Source organism: Priestia sp. 40, assembly GCF_049368575.1.
Classification (GTDB): Bacteria; Bacillota; Bacilli; order Bacillales; family Bacillaceae_H; genus Priestia; species Priestia zanthoxyli.
This window is the reverse complement of the sequence record NZ_JBMPZA010000008.1, coordinates 90,986-113,837: the sequence shown is the minus strand read 5'-3', so window position 1 is coordinate 113,837 and position 22,852 is coordinate 90,986. Positions and strand designations below refer to the sequence as shown.

Here is a 22,852-nt window from a genome sequence, read left to right as displayed (position 1 = left end):
ATTACTCAAAAGTTCGGAGGAGATAAAGTGAAGTTTTGTATGGATTTTGGCGATACCAATTTTATTGGAGTGGCAAACGCAAAAGAGTACCAATCATTTGTCGATGAGGATTGGGGGCTAGATCAGCTTTTGAACCACTTCGGCAGTGAAATGAAAAAAAGAAATATCCTAGTATGTCAAATGACAGAAGAAGGAATTGAACACTCCTGGAACGTAGAAGTGAATATTGGAACAGAGTCGGATATAGATACATACTTTAGGAAAGCAACAGGTTATATAAATGTAACCAATCATCAGCTTTATCTCGTAGATTATGACTGCCTTACGATGGCCGCCCAGTTTGAAGATCAGTTAGTGCCTGATGAAAACTGCTCCAAGTATAGAATTGATATTAAAAACGGTATGTACAAGGTCGAACTTATCCAATTTTATAATGTTGACCAAGATGAGTATACAGGAAATGACCAAACGGATCTTTTATTGAACTTTATTAAGGTGGAGCACGTTGAAGAAACAGCCGATAAGGTGTTTTGGTTTACGTATTAAGTAGTAAACGTACCGTAGGCTCTAACTTAGAGGCGGGGTGTGCCGTTCTAAGGCATTCTATCTTATTTATATACTCACTGAAACCCTCTGGCTTTGCGTCAGAGGGTTTTTATGGTCAAAATTATTTATAGTATACTTTACATACAAACTTCACGTTAAAGAAAGGTGATCACAGTGCCAAATGCATGGGATGCAGAACAAATCGTATCAGCACCGCTTGCCAAAACGCTAATCGAGACGCAGTTTCCAGAACTTGTGCCCGCTAAAGTTTCGCTGCTTGGCTACGGCTTTGACAATACGGTTTATCAAGTAAACGACCGCTTTGTTTTCAGGTTTCCAAGACGAGAACTCGCAGTGAGACTATTAAAAACAGAAAATCAGCTTTTACCAAGCCTTGCTTCTCAATTGCCTCTATCGATTGCAGAGCCTATTTTTTTCGGTAAGCCGAATGCAGGCTATCCTTGGCCTTTTACGGGCTATCACTACGTTCAAGGAACTCCACCTGGAAGATTAACAGAAGAAGAGCGCATACAATCCGCTTCTGTACTAGCGAGGTTTCTTCGCACGTTACATCACTATCCTTACTCAAAAGCGCAAGAGCTCAGTGTTCCGTTTGATGAGTTAAATCGGCTTGATATGATGAAGCGAAAGCCTGCGCTAGAGAAGTATGTCAAGCAAATGAAAGAGCGTAGTCTTTATTCAAAACAAGAGATTCTTGAAGACTATGTAAATGACATACAAGAAATTAAGTATCAAGAAAAACATGTACTAGTTCACGGAGATCTTCATATTAAAAACATGATTGTTGATCAAACCAATATGGTTTCAGGCATTATTGACTGGGGAGACGTTCATATTGGTCATCCGGCAGTTGACCTAGCGATTGCCTATAGCTTCCTACCATCTAAAGGAAGAGCTCGTTTTTTCAAAGAATACGGAGAAGTAGATGAAGAAACGCACAGGCTTGCAAAATGGAAAGCCGTATTTACAACCGTAGTGCTTGTGGCACATAGCTACGATCAAGGAGATAAACAAACGTTAGAAGCGGCTCTAGAAAGCTTGAACCTGATTTTTCAAGAGTAATAAAACTGTAATAGAATTTCTGTTCAATTCCTGTATAGTTAAGAAAGGATAAAAATAAAAACAACAGGTGAAGCAAACGATGAATACAAGCCACTGGAATGAATCAGCAGCACATTTACTAGAAAGGTGGATACAGCTATATAAAGAAAAAACATTTCTTATTGAAGAAACGGAATCTTTAAACATGCTAAAAGAAGAAGTAGACGGGATGGATAAAGAAAAATTTCTCTCCATAGTAGAACGTCAGCTGCAGAAAGTGTATGACGAACTAGAAAAAGAACGGACAGAGTACAACATGAACAACGTTGAATATACAATGGTGACGTTTCTTTCGAGCGACTATCCGGAGTACATAAAAAAGCGTCAAAGCAATATGAGACAGATTGAACAGTTAACAAACATACATAGGAATGTGACAGGGCTTTTCGGAAAAGAACTCATTTCTGAAGCGGATATGGTAGCGTTTAGAAACGACTTTTTTCAACTAACAGAAAGACACGCTAACACGTCATCGTTAAAAGAAATGAAGGAAAACTGGAATACGTATTTGCCCGCGTTCGTTGACTTTCAAAAAAAGCATGAACATGTAAAACAAGCGATAGCCACAGTACTCGAAGAAGCCAAGATCTTGAAGCAAGAATGGCATCAGCTAAGCAAAAACAAATTGGTGACCAAACAAAAAGCGACCGCCTTTCGCACAAAACAGCATGAGCTAAATGAAAGTATCCGAAAAGCAACAAATGCACAAAAACAATTACTCGAACTGCACTGGCCTGATGTTCGCAGCCAGTTTGATGCGCTACAAGAAAAAATGAGTAAGAGCCTTTCTACCGTGCTGAAAGAAACGCAACGCACTATGGAAGTCATTAGCCAAAACGTTGCAAATGAACACGCCAAGTTAAAGCAATCACTTAACGACCTAAATGAAGTCCACAAAGTCGACGTTCATCAAACGTGGTTAGCGGCTTTTATTAAAAAATCACGACCATTTTTTAACGAACTGAGTGAAGATATAAAGGATACTCGGTGTCAAGAGCTATGGAACCGAATTTACGGCATGTATAAAGGAATAGCAGTAAACGAGTTTATTGTTACCTACGAAGAATTTTTAGCACTTCAGCCGCTTAACAGTATAAAAAGCACGGAGATGCCAAAGCCGTTAGCTCGGTTAAAGGTAGATATAGAACCTGTTACGCTGCCAGCCTACGCAGACTTTCCTGTGCTCAAAAAGCAGCAATCATCAAGACGCACTTTTCCTATTTTAATAGGAGGCGCTATTGTTATGGTCTTATTGCTGACGATTGTATATATGAATCGTGATAATCAAACGGTAGAAACAAGCTCAAACATAAAAGCTACGGCCAGCAAGAAGTTGTTAAAAAATGAACAGCCTAAGCCAGATGCTGTAAGCAAAACGGATCTTGAAAACTTTTTTATTTCCTATAAAGCCGCGTACTTTTCAAGTTTAAACAGTGGAGATTTTAGTGGGATGGCACCCTATATCGACTCGAATCAGCCAGTGTATAAACAGCTGAAAAGCTACATCACATCACTCGCCGGCAAAAACGTATCGTTTGCTAACGATCAGTTTCTCGTGACAAAAACAGAGTCACATGACGACGGAACCTACGACATTTATACAAACGAAGTATACACGTTCACCGACTCATATGACGCGAGCACGCAGTTTAAAAAAGAACGAATTTATCATGTGAAAGCTGCTGGCAAAGACAAACTTCAAATTACTAAAATTGATACATTAACAGATGAGCAGAAGCCGGTGGAAGAGTGAGCGGTTTCTGAGAGGTTATGAATAACCGCTAGTTCCTTTTGGGGGCTAGCGGTTGTTGTGGTTGGGGGAGAGGGAAGTGTTTTGAGTGACTGCTACGCTGCCAGCGTGGATATCTTGTTATATAAAATTTTAAATACTTCAAATAGAAACAAGAAATTAATCTAAAGTACTGTCATATTAATTCCAGTTTCTCTCTGTAAATTGAAATGCCGGTCGTAAATTTGTTTTATTAGCAATTGAAATAAGAGCGGGAACCACAGAAGGATCTGTTTTAGAGAAATTAGGAATCCGCGGATTTAACCGAAAAAACTGATCGCCTAAAAGCTCAGAGCTGACCATTGATTCATAGTAGCTCGATCCACCGGAGATAATCTGAAGAAACGGCAGCAACGGTTCATTAGGGGACCGGTCTAAAAGTACTCCCCAATTTGGCGGAAGGTCTTCCATATCTTCAGGTCGTATGTTATCGGCACTCACCATTCCCCATCCTTTCGTATCTCTTCTTAATTGAGTGGGCTGTTCACCTGTTCCAATGGATAATACGGCAATTTGATCCAACGGCTGTTTTGCTTTTCCCACTGCAAACGCGATACTAGCTGTACTGGTGTTAGTTGCTACTGTATACCCATCCACATAGTTTTGGTAAGCTCTTTGCGTTGCTGGAGCAGCGCTGCTTCTAAGTATTACGTCACTTGCTTTTTCATTAAGATAGGGAGAACCAGGAAAATTATGAAATAACACAGGATTCCAACGATTCAGCTCCGGTGAAAATAAGTGAAAGGATGGCACAACAATTCGTTTCTTTAAGTCTCTAAGGCGAAGGTCTCGGGGGAAAAATGTTCGTATGGCTTTAATAAAACCAGAATAGGGTACTTGTTGGTTAAAAACAGGTCCGCCCGGTCGGGAAACGCTGAATGCCGGTAAGATTTGATCTTTAAAAAAATCAAACGTTTCTTCTGGTGATCTTCCGCTTGCTAACGCAAGAGCAGTAAATGAACCAATCGAATTTCCTGAAAAAACATTGGTTTCACTAATTAACTTAGGGTTTTGATAAGCCAATCTATTCAAAAGTTGTAAACTTAAAGCACCTAAAGTGCCGCCTCCATCAAAGGTCATAATCCGATATTTTGTCAAAGGTGATTTCTCCTTTCGAATCCCATCAGAGGTATCATTCTGTATATGTTTATTTGATGTGTTGCAGAGGTATGAGTATCTCTTTTATTTGATTCTTTAGGAGTCGGGTTAGTAGGTAAGCATATGAGGAAAGGCTCCATTAAGTATATAAAAATACAACGAGAATAGGGTGAGGATACGCTTAATTGGCAGTGTGGGCATTTATTATGCACATACTTTGTTTATAATGGGTGATGAGAAAGTTATAAAGTACAAGCTTCAAAAAGGCTTGAAGGAAAATGTGTTAATCTTAATCAAAGATAATAACTGTAATTGGAGGAATCAATAAAGGATAGGGTGTTTAAAGAGTCAAGTGGTTTACATGAATAGCTCCGCAATGAGTGATATAATACTTATTGGATATTTAAATATTTATATTGAAAAGCGAACAGCAGATAAAATAAATCATTTAACAAATAATCCTATCGATTTCTTATAAAATAATTTCTTATAAAATAATTAAAATCAAATTCTTTTGTATGAAAGAATATATTTTTGAATAGGTATACTGTTTATTATAGTATGCCTATTTATCTGCCATACACTTCAAGATGAAAAACGAGTACAAAGTAATAAGATTAAAAAAGTGGTCAATCGAATAGCCATATAAATAGTGGTTAAAGGAAAATCATGAGAGTAAGGAAAGAGGCATATCACAATGAAAGAAAAGTTACTTCATATGCGAGATAAGCTAAATGACATTAGTAAACGGAACCGCTCTATACGTTTGCTAAAACTATATAACAAGTGGAGCTTTGATCTAACAGAACTTGATAAAAGAATAGAAAATGGCTCAGCAGAGAAAGTTGTTCAACAGATATTTACTAATTTTAAAAGTGATATTTCTATTGTCTCTCCAAAAATGGATGATGAAGAAACGCTTTATTTGTCAAAAAAGCTAACAGACCTGTATCGGAACGTCAAATCTATAGAAGATGAATCAGGTGTTCACGACTTTTACATGGGTACCCGTTTTTAGCAGGTACAATGAGTGATGGTACATTTTTTCAAGCACCGCTTTTTCTTTATCCAGTAAGGTTGGAGAAAAATAATACGAATCAACAAAAGTGGATATTGCGAAAAACGGAAGAAGAACCTCAATTGAATCGAACACTTTTTTTAGCATTCAAGAAAGCAAATAACTTAACGTTTTCTGATGAATGGCTTGAAGAAGCAAACAATTTAGCAGTTAAAAGAGATTTAAAATCATGGGTAAGTTGGTTAGCAGAGTTTGATCGTCATATATCTTATGAAGAGACAGGTTTGGTTAAATTAAAAGAATATAAAAGAGAAGATATACCAGAAGTTTCAAATCTAACGCTTCTAGAACATGCTGTTATTGGTGATTTTCCACAAGGTGGCTCATCTTTAGTAAAAGATTACGAAGAACTAATTAAAAAAAGTGAAGATAATAATTTAGCATTGGCTGAAGAATTAGTTGATCCTAAAGATAAATTAATTGACCAATCAATGCTTGGTTCTGGTGTAGAGGGTAAAGAAGATAAAATAATTAAAGAGCAAGATCAACTCTACTTGTTAGAGACAGATGGTTCTCAAGAAGATATTCTACGGGAAGCGCGTTTTCAAAAAGGGTTAGTGGTTCATGGTCCTCCAGGTACGGGGAAATCACAAGTTATTGTAAATTTAATAACAGATGCTCTTCATCAAAATAAGAAAATATTGGTTGTTTGTCAAAAACGAGCAGCTTTAGATGTTATCTATCAGCGTTTGGATAGTCTACAGTTGGCTTCACATACAGCTTTAATACATGATGAAAAGTCAGATCGAAAAGAACTCTATTTAGCTTTACAACAACTCTTGAATCACTCCCAAGAATCTTTTTCGCAAGCTTCTCAAGAGTTTCATGATATTTCCACTAACATCGCTAATCAGGAAGCCTTGCTTAGCAGGATATCTAAAGGCTTGTTTGAGCATCAAAAGTTTGGTTATCGATTATATGATTTGTATGGACAAGCGAAGCAAATGGACGAACTTCATTATTATATAGATTTATCTGATTCGATTTCACAGCTAAATAAAACGAAGCTAGAGGATCTTTTAGCCAATCTATATACGTATGCTGAGTGGTATGAACAATTTGGAAAAAAAGATTATCCGCTAAAAAACAGAAAATCTTACGCTAAGCTTGAGATAAAAGATAAGCTTCAAATGATTGAAACATTGAAGGGTGTTCTTGAAAGAGCAAAGCAATCTGTTGAATTTATAAACGAACTAAATCATGAAAAAATTACTCCTGCCTATACTTGGATGATTAATAATAAACTTGAAAAAATATATGATGATTTGGACGTCGAAAAAAGACGTACAATGCAAGGGATCAGACTGTGGATCTGGACATCTTTTACTGGAAAAGCTATTGTTGAAGAATTGTTGCTGGGAAGCAAATTTAAAGGTTTGAACTCACCAGAATGGATGAAGGTCCGTGACGGCTTAATTGTTATGCATAAATTAGCTAATGAAACAACAGCGATGGCCAACGAAATTGATAAGCTGAAAAGTTATATCGATAATGAAGAAATAGGTAGAATCAAAGAGCGCATTGCTAAAGGTGACATACCGTATGAAGAGTTAGATAAAATGTTGGAATACATCCATCGAGACTTTGATGATGTTAGGCAGATGGATGCATTTTATGAGGACAGTTCAGATCTTTCACGAACTGTTATAAATAAATTAAAGGATAAAGGCGATATTGAAGCTTTAAACGATTCCAGTTTTTCATCTCTATCTGAAATGTGGGTAGATGTAGTGAAAAATTCTACTTATATTCATTGGATTGATTTAATTGAAAAGAAATATCCCGAAGTTCAAAAAATATCAACAAACGAATTTAGTCGAATTCGAGATATATTTGCCAAAGCCCTTATAGATAAAAGGGAAGCATCCAAAAGATACTTACGCCATCAGCTATCGGAAATGTCTATGGATGTGAATAGTACAAACTTAAGAAGAATTAAAGAATTAAAACATGAAGTAACTAAAAAAAGCAGAATTTGGCCAATACGCCGTTTGGTAGAACAATTCCATAATGATGGTTTATTCAATTTGATGCCAGTGTGGCTAGCTTCGCCCGAAACCGTATCTTCTATTTTTCCTCTAGAAGAAGGTTTATTTGACCTGGTTATTTTTGATGAAGCTTCTCAATGTACGGTAGAAAGCGGAATTCCTTCTGTTTATCGTGGAAAGCAAATTGTTGTAGCAGGAGATGAGAAACAACTTCCACCCTTCAATATGTTTCGAGCTGCTGCTAATAATCAAGATGATGAAGCAGAGTATGATATTGATGAATCAGAAAGTTTGTTAAATCTAGCAAAGCGCAGATTTCCGGAAAAAATTCTTCAATGGCACTATCGATCTAAGTCTGAAGAGCTTATTAATTTTTCTAATCATGCTTTTTATCAAGGTCAAATACAAATTGCACCAAATGTTGAGCCATTAAAGCAACCGCCTAATATGTTATGGAGAAAAGTAGAGGGCCAATGGTTAAATCAATGTAACGAAATTGAAGCAATAGAAGTTGTAGCTGTATTGAAGCAGCATTTACTTCAAAAACCTCATCAAACATTAGGAATTATTACATTTAATGCAAAACCACAAGATAAAATACTGGATGTTATTGATAAAAAGCTCCAAGAAGATTCTGAGTTTAATGCTCTATACAGTCAAGTGATGGGGAAAGACTTAGACGAGCGGATTTTTGTGAAGAATATAGAAAACGTTCAGGGAGATGAAAGAGACGTCATTCTATTTTCTATCGGTTACGCTAAAAACGAGGAAGGAAAGATTTTTAATCGATTTGGTATGCTTAATCAACAGGGGGGAGAAAATCGATTAAATGTAGCAATTACACGTGCAAAAGAAAACATAGTAGTAATTTCAAGCATAGAGCCAGAAGAATTAAATGTATCAGCGACAGCAAATATCGGCCCAAGATTATTAAAATCTTATTTGAAATACGTTAAAGCAGTATCTGGTATTCAGCATGATCAAATTAAGAGTGTCATCAATGAAATTACTGAAAGCGTGAATACACATATTCAAGAAAATAGCACGCTTCAATTCGATTCTCCGTTTGAAGAACAAGTATACAAACAGTTAACAAACATAGGTTATAACGTAACAACACAGGTAGGAATGTCAGGATATCGTATTGATCTTGCTATTGTACATCCTGATGATCCACAGCGTTATATATTAGGAGTCGAATGTGACGGAGCTATGTATCATAGTTCTCCAAGTGCTAAAGAACGAGATGTTTATCGACAGCGTTTCTTAGAATCACGCGGATGGAATATTGATCGGATTTGGAGCCGGAACTGGTGGAAAAATCCTTCTAGAGAAATCGAAAGAATTGATCAGCGTATCAAAGAAATAGTGAAAAAAGATAGAATTAAACAGAAGGTATCTCTTTAATCTCTCATATAAAGAAAACTTTAACTTGGAGAAGCACTTATTTTACAGGAAATAAGTGCTTTTTTTGTAGCTGAAGAGCGGGATTCAGCTAGTGAAAAGAGCGTCAAATTGGTCACGTAGACGAAGATAGTTAAAGTGGAGTCCCTATTTTCATAAGTGAATGTTAACATATTTATGTACGATTAGGAGAGTAATAGTTGGATAAAAGTGATAACATGAAATCATTCAATTAAGAGCGAAAAGATAATTTGCAACAAAACTATATATAGGAGCTAAAAATAAACATGAACAGAGAAGAGGTACTTCAAAAAATAAAAAACTTAAATATCTGGAAAAAAAGAGATCAAAGAGCTCCGCACAAACCACTGTTAATACTGTATGCTCTAGGTCAGCTGCAGGCCAAGCAGCAAATGCACCTGCCGTATAGAGAGGTGAAAATTCCTTTGAAAGAGCTGCTTATGGAGTTTGGACCTTCTCGGAGTTCCTATCATCCGGAGCATCCTTTTGTTCGTTTGACAGGAGATGGAATATGGGAGCTAAGTGAAGATATTGATAAGCGTAGCTTTACCGATAAATATTTGCTGAGTACAAATATAGTAGGCGGTTTTAGACAGGATGTTTATAACCTTTTTGCAAATGATCCTACGCTACTTCAAGATGCAGCACAATTTTTATTAAATGAGCATTTTCCCGATACGATCCATGAAGATATATTAAGAGCGGTAGGGTTGGATTTTGAAACACAGTTGAAGAGAAGAAGAGATCCAAAGTTTCGAGAGAAAATTCTTCAAGCTTACGGATATAGCTGCGCTGTTTGTGGGTTTAACGTTCGTCTTGGACATAATTTAGTTGGTGTAGAGGCCGCTCATATTAAGTGGCATCAAGCGGGAGGACCAGATATTGAAAGTAACGGAATTGCGTTATGTTCGATGCATCATAAATTATTTGATCGAGGAGTTTTTACTTTTTCAGATCATAATGAGCTGTTAGTAGCAACCCAAGCGCATGGGACGAATGGATTTGAAGAGTGGCTTATGAAGTTCCACGGACAAAAGCTTAGAGATCCTATTCATCCGGCGTATCAGCCGAGTGAAGATTTTCTTGGGTGGCATGTTAGAGAAGTATTTAGGGGACCTGCTAGATATCAAGCAGGTGATATAAATTAATTTTTGTGAATGATAGATTGCTGCGTCTATAATTAGGAAGTGATTTACATATTGTAATGTCAGTTAAAATACGTTCAAGAAGATATAAACGGAGGAAGAAAGATGCTACGAAAAAGCGGTGCGAAACGAATACAGACTTGGTTTTACGATGAAGATCCAAATGGGATTAAAGTATCTGAGGTGCCGAATACAACGATACAGGCTGTATTCATTCCCAGAAATAGTTTGAAAGATTTAAAGGGTGAAAGCGAAGTAGAAAAGCCCGGCATTTATTTTTTATTTGGAGAAGATAAAGAGGCATATATTGGAGAGGCAGAAGTGGGATATGAACGTTTAAGACAGCATGCTAGTCCATCAACAGGTAAAAGTTTTTGGGATGTGGCCGTGTTAATTGTCTCTAATGCTTCTCAAGATCAATTAGATAAAGTTGATGTAAAATACTTAGAACATATTTCTTATCTAGCAGCCATGCGCTCTGGTACATATGATATTAATCAAACCGTTCCCACAAAACCGTTTGTGCGTGAATTTAGACGAGACGACCTGACAGATATTTTTAATGTTATTAAAGTTTTACTTGGTGGGTTAGGCTTTTCAATTTTTGCGGATGCTTCAAATGGAATAGAATATGAAAGCGAAGCTGTACAGTCTGGTGACATACCAAAGATTGAAGCAGAGCAAGCGATAGAAGAGGTTGTTCAAGTTGAGACACATTTGTCAAAAGATATAAAATCAGTAATAGTAGAGGACGTTCTATATTGTAAGCGCCGAGATGCGTATGCGACCGGGAAATATGTTAGCGATGGATTTCTTGTCTATAAAGGAGCTTTGCTTGCGAGCGAACAACAGCTAGAAGGAGCTAAACTTAAAAGGCAGCAAGACCATATTAATACTTTTCTAGAAAACGGTGTACTAGAAATAAAAGATGGTAGATACGTGCTGGTACAAGATCAAATTTTTTCTTCTATCTCAGCTGCGGCAGTGTTTGTGACACAGCGAAGAAGCAGTGGAACTTCTGAATGGAAAGATAAGAACGGGATAACAGCGCGTAATAAAATCGATCAAATGTTAAGTGCAGAAACAAAATAACTTAGATCTAAACCTTTGGATTTCAATAAGGATTTTAAAACATTGACATTCCCTTCCGAACCGCATACAATAGCTACTAATAAAAGCACACAAATTCGTTGAAGAGAATCAGTACGCTGCAAGTTTGTTCCACAGAGAACTGGTGATAGCTGAAAGCTGGTGTTCAAGCTGCAGGGGAATATCCTCTCTGAGAAGTCAAACTGAATCTATGAGTAAGTTTGAACGGTAGTCTACCGTTAAAAAGAACGCGTATGATTGTACGTTGCTGAGTGCTATTGATGAACGGATCAATAGAAGCCAGGGTGGTACCGCGGTTAAAACCCGTCCCTAGTCATAGGGACGGGTTTCTTTGTGTGCTTTTAACTTTAAAAGGAGTGGTATCACATGAAAGAAGTGAATGTAAGGGAGTCTTCGCAAGAGCGCGAACAGCGTATCCAGCAGCAGTGGCAAAAAGGAAATGTGTTTAAGCAGTCGGTTCAAAATCGAGAAGGGCATCCGTCATTTGTATTTTATGAAGGGCCTCCAACAGCAAACGGTTTGCCTCACGTGGGACACGCGCTAGGCCGGACGATTAAAGACGTGGTGGCTCGTTATAAAACGATGACGGGGCATCAAGTGATTCGAAAAGCAGGCTGGGATACGCACGGACTGCCGGTTGAGCTCGGTGTTGAAAAACAGCTCGGGATATCAGGCAAGCATGATATTGAAAAATACGGCGTAGAAGCTTTTATCAACAAGTGTAAGGAAAGTGTGTTTGTGTATGAAAAACAATGGCGCACGTTCACGGAGCAGCTTGGCTATTGGGTTGATATGGAAGACCCTTACATCACCTTAGAGAATTCATACATTGAAAGCGTATGGAACGTACTTGGCACGATTCATGACAAAGGACTTCTTTATAAAGGCCACCGCGTATCACCTTACTGCCCGAGCTGTCAAACTTCGCTGAGTTCGCATGAAGTAGCGCAAGGGTATAAAGATGTAAAAGATTTAACGGTAACGGTGAAATTTAAAGTGAAAAACCGCGATAATGAGTATTTTTTAGGGTGGACGACAACGCCTTGGACGCTTCCGTCAAACGTGGCGCTTGCGGTGCATGAAGAGATGAACTACGTTCGCGCTGAGCAAGGCGGCAGCGTGTATATAGTGGCAGAAGCACTTGCAGACAAAGTGTTAAAAGGAGAGTATAGCGTTTTATCTCATCATAAAGGAAATGAGTTAAAAGGGATGTCGTATGAGCCGCCGTTTAATTTTGTGAACGTTGAAAAAGGTCATGAAGTCGTAACGGCTGATTATGTAACGGACCAAAGCGGAACGGGTGTTGTTCATTTAGCACCTGCATATGGTGAAGATGATTACAGAGTAGTAAAAGAAAACGGCTTTTCGTTTGTGAACGTAGTGGATGAAAAAGGACAGTACACGTCTGAAGTGCCGCCTTTTCAAGGACGTTTCGTGAAAGACTGCGACGTTGATATCGTTCGTTATTTAGCAAATGAAGGCGTGCTGTATCATAAAGAAAAGCATGAGCACAGCTATCCGTTTTGCTGGCGATGCGACTCGCCGCTTCTTTATTACGCAAATGAAAGCTGGTTTATCCAAACGACGGCGTTAAAGGAACAGTTTTTGAAAAACAATGAAAGCGTGACGTGGTACCCGGATCATATCAAGCACGGCCGCTTTGGCAACTTTTTAGAAAATATGGTGGACTGGAACATCAGCAGAAAACGCTACTGGGGAACGCCGCTGAACGTATGGGAATGCGGAGCATGCCAGCATCAAGTAGCCCCGAAAAGCATCAAAGAGCTGCAAAATCATGCGTCACATTCCGTGGATGACAGCATTGAACTGCATAAGCCTTACGTAGATGACGTGCAGCTGACGTGTCCGGTCTGCAGCGGAGAAATGAAGCGCACGCCGGAAGTAATTGACGTTTGGTTTGATAGCGGCTCGATGCCGTTTGCGCAGTATCACTATCCGTTTGAAAACAGCGAGCTGTTTCAAAAACAGTTTCCAGCAGACGTAATCGCAGAAGGAATTGATCAAACGCGCGGCTGGTTTTACAGCTTGATGGCAGTTTCAACGCTGTTTACAGGAAAAGCACCGTATAAGCGCGTTTTGTCTCTTGGTCACGTCTTAGATGAAAACGGTCAAAAGATGTCTAAAAGTAAAGGAAATGCGCTGGACCCTGTTGATCTTATTCATACATTTGGTGCCGATGCGCTTAGATGGGCGCTTTTGGCAGACAGTGCACCTTGGAATCCGAAGAAATTTTCAGAGCGTGTCGTGCAAGAAGCGAAGTCAAAAGTCATTGATACACTTGTGAACGTGTACGGCTTTTACGTTCTGTACGCTAAGCTTGACGGCTATGACCCGAAGCAAACGTATGAATTGAAAAAAACAAAATTGGATGAGTGGATTCTTTCACGTTTGCATAGTACGGTTAAGCGAGCAACAGCACATCTTGAAGATTACGGGTTTACAAGCGCCGCTCGTGAAATCGCGGCATTTATTGAAGAGCTAAGCAACTGGTATGTGCGACGTTCCCGCGATCGTTTTTGGTCAGAAGGAATGGACGGAGAAAAAGCAGCAGCTTACGATACGCTTCATGAAGTGTTAGTCACGCTTAGTCAGCTGTTAGCACCGTTTACGCCGTTTGTTGCGGATGACGTTCATGAAAATCTCACAGGGAAAAGCGTTCATTTAGCAGACTATCCTGCATATGATCAAACCAAAGTGAATGAAAAGCTGGAAAAAGAAATGGCAGCGGTACTGCAAGTAGTTGAACTAGGCCGAAGCATCCGAAATACGCATTCGTTAAAAGTAAAGCAGCCTCTGCAAAGTCTTTCGCTTGTGGTAACGGAAGAAGATGTAGAGTGGGAAGCATACCATGATGTCATCAAAGATGAGCTTAATGTGAAGAACTTTAACGTGGAGCAAGACGACGACAAACTTGTTTCGTACGTGTTAAAACTTGATTTTAAAAAGGCTGGACCGAAGTTTGGAAAACAAGTGAATGAGGTCAACCAAGCGTTAAAGAACCTTTCAGAAGAGCAAGGAAAAGAGTTTGTTGAACGAGGCAAGCTGAGTGTTACGCTTGCTTCAGGAGAAAACCTAACGCTTGAAACGGCAGACGTACTTGTTGAAAAAGTGCCAAAAGAAGGTTTTGCAGTGGCATCAAACGGCACGTATACTGCGGTATTAGATACGGCGTTAACTGAAGAACTCGTGCAGGAAGGAGTCGCTCGTGAAGTAATTCGAGCGGTTCAAGACTATCGCAAAAAGCTGGATTTACCCGTGAATTTACGTGTCGATTTGGAGCTTAGCGGAGACGAAGAAGTGAAGGAAGCCGTTGCGAAGTTTGAAACGCTGCTTCAAGAAAATCTTCTGCTACACAGTCTCAGCGTGACAGAAACGATGGAAGATGGAGAGACGGTAAAAGTCGGAACAAAGCAAATTACGCTTCGTGTTTTAAATCAGAGCTGATAAAGAGAGGCAAAGATAAGTTGAAGTAATGTACGAACGGTTTATCGATTAACCGTTCGTTTTTTCTGTTTTTATAGTGAACGTAGAAGCTTCTAGCTGTGGATTGGAGGGCAAGACGAAGACTCCTGCGAGAAAAGCAGAACAGGTGAGGCCCCACAGGAGCGTCAGCGACGAGGAAGCTCACCGCCCGCCCGCGGAAAGCGAAGTCTTGCATGGAAATCAACAGCGGGGTAACAAGCAATTCATACTAATCATTCACCCGGTTTGCTCGTCTTTAGGTGAGATGAATTTCGGTATGTCTAAATCTCTCTTTTTTACCTTTAATCAAACTGCCCCAGAACATTCTTAAGGCTCGGCCAAACGATTTCAAAAGGAGCCGCTAACACATACTCTTTTCCGTTTTCATCTTTAAAGTGCTGTACAAAACGGTATTTTCCTACCTTGTAGTTAGGAGTTGCGATATCTAGTTTGAGTGATTTCCCTGGCTTTAGCGTGACGGTTTTATCAGGAAACTCTAATCCGTTTAGCACAACTTCGTACCACTTGCCGTCTTTTAAGTGATCCGCCGTATTTTCATAAGGAATTGTTAAGGTATGCGTCGAATTGTTTTGGATAACAAAAAAGCCAAACTGCGTTTTATCGTATTTTTTACTGACAGCAGATAGCGTAATGGCACCTCCGTCAGTGTTAATGGAAGAAGGAATGTTTTTTTCTTGTTTGGCTCCAAGTTCCATTTTTTGACCGTTATAATCGATATAGCCAAAAATACAAAACAAAATAATAAAAATACCTAGTATTAGTATAAGTGTTCGTACTATTTTCAAAAGCTTTGCACCACCTTTTTTACTCTTCCATTATACGGAAAACTGCTTGTTTGAAATAGTATGAATTTACATTTTCTATATCACTTTTTTGAAAGGAATGATTGAAATGAGACAAATTATAGCCATGGGCGGCGGAGGTTTTTCGATGGAGCCGGATAACTTGCTTCTGGATCAATACATACTTTCACAAGCTCATATAGATGTGCCGAAAATCTGTTTTATCCCTACAGCCAGCGGAGATGCGGATAATTATATAGAAAGGTTTTATGAAGCGTTTGAGAAGTTGGTATGCAAACCGTCTCATTTATCGCTGTTTTCACCAAACTTTATAGATTTTGTCCTCACTACGACGGAGAAAGCAATCGAAGACCTTCGTATCACGAGTTAATGGCAAGCGGGGAAATCAAAGCAGGCTATGCTGTAGATGATGGAGTAGCGCTGCATTTTAAAGATGAGAAGCTATTAACATCAGTTAGCTCAAGGCCTACAGCAAAAGCGTATGTTGTTAATCGAAAAGCAAGTAAAGTCATTGAGCATGAACTCCCGGTGACCAATTTGGGTGATAGCAAGCAATAAATGGCCGCTTTTCATGTTTCTCTGTATAAAATGGAGCTTATTCGTACATACATAAGCAGAGATTCTATATAGGAGGGTGCTTCAGTGAGTTATAAACAATACTGGGGAAACATACATGAACAAAGCGATAAGCTGCAGGAGTTATTATCGTCGTATTGGCATCAGTACTCAGATTTCGGAAACTGGCAGTTTTGGGTGGTGGTTGCTTCGCTCGTTCTTCCTCTTGTGTTGTTGTATTTTACCGTAGATCGGACGAGGATCTTTGAGGTGTTTTTCTTCGGTTATACAGTTCACATGCTCTGGGCATATATTGATATTGCACTTGGAAGAACCGGTTATTTAACGCACACATTTTTCTTAACACCACAGCTTCCAAACGCAACAAATATTACGGCTTCTATTTTGCCAGTAGGCTTTCTGCTGCTTTATCAATATTGTACGAATCACCAAAAGAATTTTTATCTGTATACGATTCTGCTGAGCGCTGTTTTTTCATTTGGACTGGCGCCCCTTGAACACCATTTTAAATTTATTGATTCAGGAAAAGGAATGAGCTTGTTCTATATTTTTCTGATTGATATAGGGATAACGCTAGTGGCGTACTGGGTTACAAGGCTGCTTGTAAAAGCAAAAGCCGCAGCCTATCGTAAAGTAGAAAAAGAACGCTGAAAAAATGTTTTAAAATGAGTAGTTAAGGGTATACATACACTTAAGATAAATTGAGGTGAAGAAATTGTATTACTACCGCATTTCAGAAGGGCAAGGCGAAACGTACTCTGAAACAATTGTTGTTCATGAAGAACAATTTGATCAAGGTACATTTGAAAAAATGGTGAAAGAAGCGATGGTCGATAAGCCTGGCAAAATCGATCAAGTGGATATTGTGAAATATTTAATTGGACATTATCATTTCCAAGTTGCATATATTGAAGCCGCTTTTCACAGTACATATACAGATTAATAACGTTATGTATTCGTTAAAAAAACCCGTTGCACTGGCAGCGGGTTTTTTTGTCTCTACCAATATCGATAGTGATAGGGATTTTGAGGAGAGTAATAAGAATTTTGAGGCGGAGGATACGTATAAGGAGGAGTCTCGTGGTGAGGGGGTCCGGCTTGTTTTTTCTTTTTATAGTGTTCTTTTTCTCCACATTCGTCCGTTGGTCCAATCACGATGGTTTGATTTTTTAACGGAGCCAGCGTTTTCTTTAGCTGCTTCGGATCTAAGCAGTACGTGTGAGCAAGGACTTCAATAGGCGTTTTATTTAAAATATCAGATCCAAAAATGTATTCCGGATAAGGAGCGTCAAAAATGGCAAGTAAATGCGTATTGTCTTCAGACGCAATTTCCCAGTGCCACCAGCCTTGAGGGATATTAGCTACTTGACCGGGAGTAATCGGAATATTTGTCACTTCATTGTTAAACGGATTGATTAATGAAACGACGGCTGAGCCTGAAATGCAGTAGACTAGCTCAGCGGCATTTTGGTGATAGTGCGGTTCGACTACGCGGCTTTTGCTTAAGTAAATATCAAGTAATGATACGTTTCCTAATGTGTTGAGCACATCCCGGCCTAATCGGTTAATGTAATTTTGATCGTTTCGCGTATTAAGTCTGTTTTTATTCACATCAGAAAAGTATTGTACGTTTGGATTATTGTAATCCATATAGGGCGTTGACAAGGGTCTCCAGCTCCTATCCTTGAATTTTTTATGATGCTGTATCGTATGTGAAGAGTTTTATTTCGTGACAGAAGCCTAGGAGGATCTGTAGGTAAGGCCTATTTTTGATAACGTGTACAAACATTTGTCCACTGATTTTCATACACTGTAACAGGTTCTTTTTTACAGAGCCATGATCAATGTCAGACGCATACGACAGATCATTTTAAGGAAAGTGAGTTGCAGAGCTGTTGCTTGATCAATATGAAAAGATAACTAGTACGTATGAAAAGCTGGATGAACTTCAGCTGCCGTTTGATAAGCCCGTTTTAGTAGGAATCGAGTGGAACGGAGTGCTGTTTGAGTTTTTAATCAGGTTAAAAAAAGAGTCTTCTCATTTGCTTGTGTTTGGCTCAGGAGGAGGGGCAAGTCAGGAAATGCCTGCAGGCCCTCCATATTTTCAGCGCCATTCGTGGATGAATGAATTCCAAGATTCAATTATTTACTATAACGATCCTACGCTTTATTTAGGAAAGGTGTCGCTTGCGTGGGGACAAGGGACAAGCGATCGTTTTTATTTAAAAGACATTGCGGTTTTAATTGAAAAGTTCATGAAAAAAGTACAGGTGAGTTCGTCTAATGTGCTATTTTACGGATCATCGGGCGGCGGCTTTATGTCGATGTTTTTAGCAGGGTACGTAAAAGGAGCAAAAGCGCTTGTCAACAATCCGCAGACTTGCTTGACCAAGTGGCTGAAAACGCCGGTTCGGCAAGTGTTTAATTTATCTTATCCGAACCTGACAGAAGATGAAGTGATCGCCTCATACGGTGAGAGAATCAACGTAGTGAAGTTTTTTCGCCATATTAACTATGTGCCAAAGGTGTATTACTTGCAAAATGGGGCGTTTGAATACGATATGAACAATCACTTGCTGCCGTTTTTAACGGATTTGCAGGATATGCCAGATGATTGTGAAATCAATAATATAAAAGTCGAGCTCTATTATAATCCAAAGCTGAAGCACGCGGCTGTTAGCAAGCAAGAAACGATTGATTATGTGAATATGGCAAAGAAGATATAAGAAAAAAGGCAAGAGTTTATCCTTTAAGGAGCTCTTGCTTTTTTATGTCGAATTTTCTACCTCAATAGATACAAGTAGGAAGTTATGTTGCTTTTTCTTTTGAATATGATAGTGAAGATGAGGTGTAAGGAGGGGAAGTATGGCCGATCAAGATGAGAGAAAAAGATACTTGATGGAAGTTCAGACCTGGCTTGAACAAGTATGTGATCCTGTATTTGAAGAAGCCATTACAGAAGTAGATATAACGTCATATATAACGCGCACGCAAGAAGACGTTCTTGAATATTTAAGCGAAGAAGATGTCAACGAATATACGTTAGAAGAAATCAATAATGCAGTGCGGCATATTGATAAAGTTTTAAAAGAGCGGCTTGGAGACGATGGCAGGGAGAGGGAATCGATAGCGCCGGGGCAGCATGAGCTGCCGCCGCTTGGTTATAGTTACTCAGCTCTTGAGCCGTATATTAACCGAGAAATTATGCGCCTTCATCACAGCAAGCATCACCAAAGCTATGTCGATGGATTAAATAAAGCAGAGCTCATGCTGCAACAAGCCCGTAACACAAATAATTTTGACCTCATAAAACATTGGGAACGGGAAGCTTCTTTTCATGGCTCCGGTCATTATCTGCATACAATCTTTTGGGAAATCATGAGTCCAGAAGGAGGAGGAAGGCCGAGGCGCCAGCTGCAGCAGCAGCTTCAAAAAGACTTTGGCAGCTATGAGAAATTTGTGATGCACTTTTCTCAAGCCGCAAAAAAAGTAGAAGGTGTGGGCTGGGCTATCTTAGTATGGTCGCCGCGTTCGCGAAAGCTTGAAGTCTTGCAAGCGGAGCGTCATCAGCTTCTCACGCAGTGGGATACCATTCCGCTGCTCGTATTAGACGTATGGGAACACGCTTATTATCTGCAGTACAAAAATGAACGTGATCCCTACGTTGATAATTGGTGGAAAATCGTTTACTGGCCAAATGTAGAAAAAAGATTTGAGGCAGCCAGAATGCTTCAGTGGCAGCCGTATTAACAAGTATTGCAGGTATTTTAATTTCAAATAAAGAGGATATGAAAAAATTATATTAGTTGAAGAAAGACCCGAACGATGAATTGAGATTCTTGATGGAGAATCTAACTCGTTCGGATTTTTTTATTGTTATGGCGATCATCATGTATGTAGGTGCTTTTAGCGGTTGATTGGAGGGCAAGATTAAGACTCATCGGCCACTCGCGGAAAGCGACGTCTTGCACGGAAATCAACCACGATGTAAAAAGTGATTTATATTAAGCTCCTTTCTTTATCTACTTTAACGCGTTTATTTATTTTTAAATAAACTATGTTCTAAATAACTAATATAAAAATAAAGTGTAAGCCTCTAGAACCAGTTAAATGTTACAAATGAAATAATCCAATATAAATGTGTGTAAAAGCACCGTTATATGCCTAAATATGTATGTTTTTGAAATGTTAAGGTGATTAATTTACTAGTTTAAAAGGAAGAATATTTATTTTTACTGTAACTAAACTATCAAACTATTGACATGTTACTGAAATATAACTGTAATATTCATGTGTTATTTTTTATGTATTGGTAGATAAAGGGGAAATCAATTACATGAAAAAGACAATGATTACGTTCAGTTTAGTTCTAATGTCACTGTTCGGAGTGGCAAGTGGTGCATCAGCTGCAACAAATACATATACAGTAAAAAGCGGAGATTCGCTATATAAAATTGCAAAGACATACAAAGTATCGGTTAGTCAGCTGAAACAGTGGAATAACTTAAAGTCAGACAGCATTCATCCGAAACAAGTATTAAAAGTATCTCAAGTAAAATCAAGCACGCCTGCTAAAGCAGCGCCTGCGAAGTCTTCAAACGTTGTGAAAGAATTTAAAGTAACAGCAACAGCGTACACAGCGAACTGCAAAGGCTGCAGCGGAAAGACGGCGATTGGAATCGATTTGAAAAAGAATCCAAATCAAAAAGTTATTTCTGTCGATCCAAAAGTGATTAAGCTTGGTTCAAAAGTATACGTAGAAGGTTATGGCACGGCAATCGCAGCTGATACAGGAGGCGCGATTAAAGGAAATAAAATTGATGTTCTTCTTCCTTCTCAAAAAGAAGCGTTAAAATGGGGAAGAAAAACAGTAAAAGTTCAAATCTTAAAATAAGTATTTCTTAAGAGAATGAGAGCCTTCGTTGAAGGGCTCTCATTTTTTTCTTCATTAAAGGGTATGCTACTTTATATATACTGATGGAAAAGTTTTACGAAAATGATCATATTTGTTGACAAATATTTCGGAAACAGATATATTTATCCGGTATATAATTAAGTTCATTAAATATTCGTGACATAAATTAATAGAATGAACACATAAACTATATTCTTAACCTGTTTGTCATCTGAAGATTTACATACAGATAATTTTAAAGGGAAAGGTCTTGTTAAAATGAATACACAAACACAACAGTCCGATCAAGCCCGAACTCGGTCTATTTTTGGCGTAATGATAATGGGAGCGCTCGTCGCTTTTTTAAATCAAACGCTGATTAACATTGCGCTTCCGCAAATGATGGATCATTTCCATGTAACGGCGGCTACGGGCAACTGGTTAACAACCATCTTTATGCTAGTAAACGGAATTGTTATTCCAATTACAGCATTTTTAATGAATCGATTTACGACAAGGCAGCTGTATATTACAGCAATGGGGCTGTTTACAGTAGGAACGCTGCTTTGCGGTATCGCACCGACATTTTCCGTTATTTTAGTGGGACGCGTCGTGCAAGCAGCAGGAGCGGGAATTTTATTTCCGTTAATTACAAACGTTATTTTTACGCTATTCCCGCCTGACCGCCGCGGCTTTGCGATGGGGATTTTTGGGGTAGCAATGAACTTTGCACCGGCAGTAGGGCCGACGCTTTCTGGTTTAATCGTTGAGCACTACTCATGGCGCGTTTTATTCTTTATGATGTTTCCAATTGCACTTATTAACGTAATTGCGGCGATTATTTTAGTGAAAAACGTGACAGAAACAAGCCGACCTAAGCTAGACGTGCTTGGCGTTATTTTGTCAACAATTGGATTTGGCGGCTTGCTTTATGCGTTCGCTACGGGCGGTACAAAGGGCTGGACCAGCACTGAAGTATTAGCCATGTTCATTGTAGGCGGTATTTCAATTCTGTTCTTTATTTTCCGTCAGTTAAAAATCGATCAGCCGCTTCTTGAATTCCGTATTTTCCGTTACCGTATGTTCACGCTGACAACAATCATTAACGTGATTGTGACAATGGCAATGTTTTCAGGTATGATTTTAATGCCGATTTATATGCAAAACGTACGCGGCTTTTCACCGTTTCTTTCAGGATTGCTGCTACTTCCTGGGGGAATTGTAATGGGGATTATGTCTCCGATTACAGGAAGGCTGTTTGATAAGTTCGGCGCAAGATGGCTTGCTGTTATTGGCTTAGCGATTACCGTTGTGACAACATATGAATTAACAAAACTTGAAACGACAACAACATTTATGTATGTGATGATTGTCTATACTGTTCGTATGTTTGGGATGTCACTGCTCATGATGCCGATCTTTACAGCAGGATTAAATGAGCTTGCGCTTAGTCTAAATAAATACGGCACGGCAATGGTTAATACGCTTCGAATGGTTGCTGGAGCTGTAGGAATGGCGTTCTTTGTATCCATTATGATGAATCAAGGTGAAAAACACGTGAAAAACATCGTAACGAATCAGCAAATTTTGCCGACAGATAAAGGCAGTATGGCTGAAGCTGTGAATCAAGGTACAGCAATGGGTATTAACGATGCGTTTATGATCGCAACGATTTTAAGTGTAATCGCGTTTGTTTTAGCCTTCTTTATTCGTAAAACATCACCAAAAGAAGATACCATTACAAATCGTGTGAAAAAAGCAAGCTAATAAAAAA

17 protein-coding genes, 1 pseudogene and 1 other annotated feature are annotated in these 22,852 nt (G+C 38.9%); of the genes and pseudogenes, 15 read left to right on the top strand and 3 right to left on the bottom strand.

The window, feature by feature from the left end; all coding sequences use genetic code 11:
- Nucleotides 1-39: 39 nt before the first annotated feature.
- The 3 genes from ACO1DI_RS12315 (at nt 40) to ACO1DI_RS12305 (ending at nt 3,421) form a co-directional block, all read left to right on the top strand.
- On the top strand, nt 40-546 hold the full coding sequence (locus ACO1DI_RS12315) for a hypothetical protein (RefSeq protein ID WP_423145308.1): 507 nt from the start codon (nt 40-42) through the stop codon (nt 544-546).
- Between the two features lie 174 nt (nt 547-720).
- Nucleotides 721-1,629: a phosphotransferase gene (locus ACO1DI_RS12310; protein WP_423145303.1), complete on the top strand. Its 909-nt coding sequence runs from the start codon at nt 721-723 to the stop codon at nt 1,627-1,629.
- A gap of 79 nt (nt 1,630-1,708) precedes the next feature.
- Nucleotides 1,709-3,421: a TcaA NTF2-like domain-containing protein gene (locus tag ACO1DI_RS12305; RefSeq protein ID WP_423145302.1), complete on the top strand. Its 1,713-nt coding sequence runs from the start codon at nt 1,709-1,711 to the stop codon at nt 3,419-3,421.
- Nucleotides 3,422-3,598: 177 nt separating this feature from the next.
- On the opposite strand, the gene ACO1DI_RS12300 is transcribed toward ACO1DI_RS12305, so the two are convergent.
- Nucleotides 3,599-4,555: a patatin-like phospholipase family protein gene (locus tag ACO1DI_RS12300; RefSeq protein ID WP_423145301.1), complete on the bottom strand. Its 957-nt coding sequence runs from the start codon at nt 4,553-4,555 to the stop codon at nt 3,599-3,601.
- Nucleotides 4,556-5,252: 697 nt separating this feature from the next.
- Between ACO1DI_RS12300 and ACO1DI_RS12295 the strand changes: the two genes are divergently transcribed.
- From ACO1DI_RS12295 to ileS, 5 genes are all read left to right on the top strand, one after another.
- Nucleotides 5,253-5,573 carry a hypothetical protein gene (locus ACO1DI_RS12295; RefSeq protein WP_423145300.1) on the top strand — a complete coding sequence of 107 codons (321 nt, stop codon included), beginning with the start codon at nt 5,253-5,255 and terminating at the stop codon, nt 5,571-5,573.
- A gap of 8 nt (nt 5,574-5,581) precedes the next feature.
- The gene (locus tag ACO1DI_RS12290) at nt 5,582-9,028 is read left to right on the top strand and encodes an AAA domain-containing protein (protein ID WP_423145299.1); all 3,447 of its coding nucleotides are present in this window, start codon (nt 5,582-5,584) and stop codon (nt 9,026-9,028) included.
- A 284-nt stretch (nt 9,029-9,312) separates the two neighbouring features.
- On the top strand, nt 9,313-10,194 hold the full coding sequence (locus tag ACO1DI_RS12285; RefSeq protein ID WP_423145298.1) for a phosphorothioated DNA-binding restriction endonuclease: 882 nt from the start codon (nt 9,313-9,315) through the stop codon (nt 10,192-10,194).
- Between the two features lie 102 nt (nt 10,195-10,296).
- On the top strand, nt 10,297-11,283 hold the full coding sequence (locus ACO1DI_RS12280; RefSeq protein ID WP_423145297.1) for a GIY-YIG nuclease family protein: 987 nt from the start codon (nt 10,297-10,299) through the stop codon (nt 11,281-11,283).
- Between the two features lie 89 nt (nt 11,284-11,372).
- Nucleotides 11,373-11,615: a binding site (T-box leader), on the top strand.
- Nucleotides 11,616-11,667: 52 nt separating this feature from the next.
- On the top strand, nt 11,668-14,766 hold the full coding sequence (gene ileS / locus ACO1DI_RS12275) for an isoleucine--tRNA ligase (protein WP_423145296.1): 3,099 nt from the start codon (nt 11,668-11,670) through the stop codon (nt 14,764-14,766).
- 320 nt (nt 14,767-15,086) lie between these two features.
- Here ileS and ACO1DI_RS12270 read toward each other — a convergent pair whose 3' ends face one another.
- A complete protein-coding gene (locus ACO1DI_RS12270; RefSeq protein ID WP_423145295.1) occupies nt 15,087-15,590 on the bottom strand; it encodes an immunoglobulin-like domain-containing protein in 504 nt (167 codons plus the stop codon).
- A gap of 106 nt (nt 15,591-15,696) precedes the next feature.
- Between ACO1DI_RS12270 and ACO1DI_RS12265 the strand changes: the two are divergent.
- From ACO1DI_RS12265 to ACO1DI_RS12255, 3 genes and pseudogenes are all read left to right on the top strand, one after another.
- Nucleotides 15,697-16,166, top strand: a pseudogene (locus ACO1DI_RS12265) (Type 1 glutamine amidotransferase-like domain-containing protein).
- 84 nt (nt 16,167-16,250) lie between these two features.
- Nucleotides 16,251-16,835 carry a hypothetical protein gene (locus ACO1DI_RS12260; protein WP_316910090.1) on the top strand — a complete coding sequence of 195 codons (585 nt, stop codon included), beginning with the start codon at nt 16,251-16,253 and terminating at the stop codon, nt 16,833-16,835.
- Nucleotides 16,836-16,890: 55 nt separating this feature from the next.
- Complete coding sequence (locus ACO1DI_RS12255; protein ID WP_223546060.1) at nt 16,891-17,127, top strand: hypothetical protein; 237 nt, start codon at nt 16,891-16,893, stop codon at nt 17,125-17,127.
- A gap of 56 nt (nt 17,128-17,183) precedes the next feature.
- Here ACO1DI_RS12255 and ACO1DI_RS12250 read toward each other — a convergent pair whose 3' ends face one another.
- Nucleotides 17,184-17,849 carry a cupin domain-containing protein gene (locus ACO1DI_RS12250; RefSeq protein WP_243556648.1) on the bottom strand — a complete coding sequence of 222 codons (666 nt, stop codon included), beginning with the start codon at nt 17,847-17,849 and terminating at the stop codon, nt 17,184-17,186.
- 230 nt (nt 17,850-18,079) lie between these two features.
- Here ACO1DI_RS12250 and ACO1DI_RS12245 point away from each other — a divergent pair, with 230 nt between their 5' ends.
- The 4 genes from ACO1DI_RS12245 to ACO1DI_RS12230 all read left to right on the top strand — a co-directional run bounded on the left by ACO1DI_RS12245 (nt 18,080) and on the right by ACO1DI_RS12230 (nt 22,845).
- Nucleotides 18,080-18,910, top strand: coding sequence for a glycosyl transferase family 2 (locus ACO1DI_RS12245; RefSeq protein ID WP_116740395.1), 831 nt, complete (start codon nt 18,080-18,082; stop codon nt 18,908-18,910).
- A 139-nt stretch (nt 18,911-19,049) separates the two neighbouring features.
- Complete coding sequence (locus ACO1DI_RS12240) at nt 19,050-19,934, top strand: superoxide dismutase (protein WP_423145294.1); 885 nt, start codon at nt 19,050-19,052, stop codon at nt 19,932-19,934.
- Between the two features lie 586 nt (nt 19,935-20,520).
- On the top strand, nt 20,521-21,078 hold the full coding sequence (locus tag ACO1DI_RS12235) for a 3D domain-containing protein (RefSeq protein ID WP_014459735.1): 558 nt from the start codon (nt 20,521-20,523) through the stop codon (nt 21,076-21,078).
- Between the two features lie 279 nt (nt 21,079-21,357).
- On the top strand, nt 21,358-22,845 hold the full coding sequence (locus tag ACO1DI_RS12230; RefSeq protein WP_028413037.1) for a DHA2 family efflux MFS transporter permease subunit: 1,488 nt from the start codon (nt 21,358-21,360) through the stop codon (nt 22,843-22,845).
- The last annotated feature ends 7 nt before the right edge of the window (nt 22,846-22,852 follow it).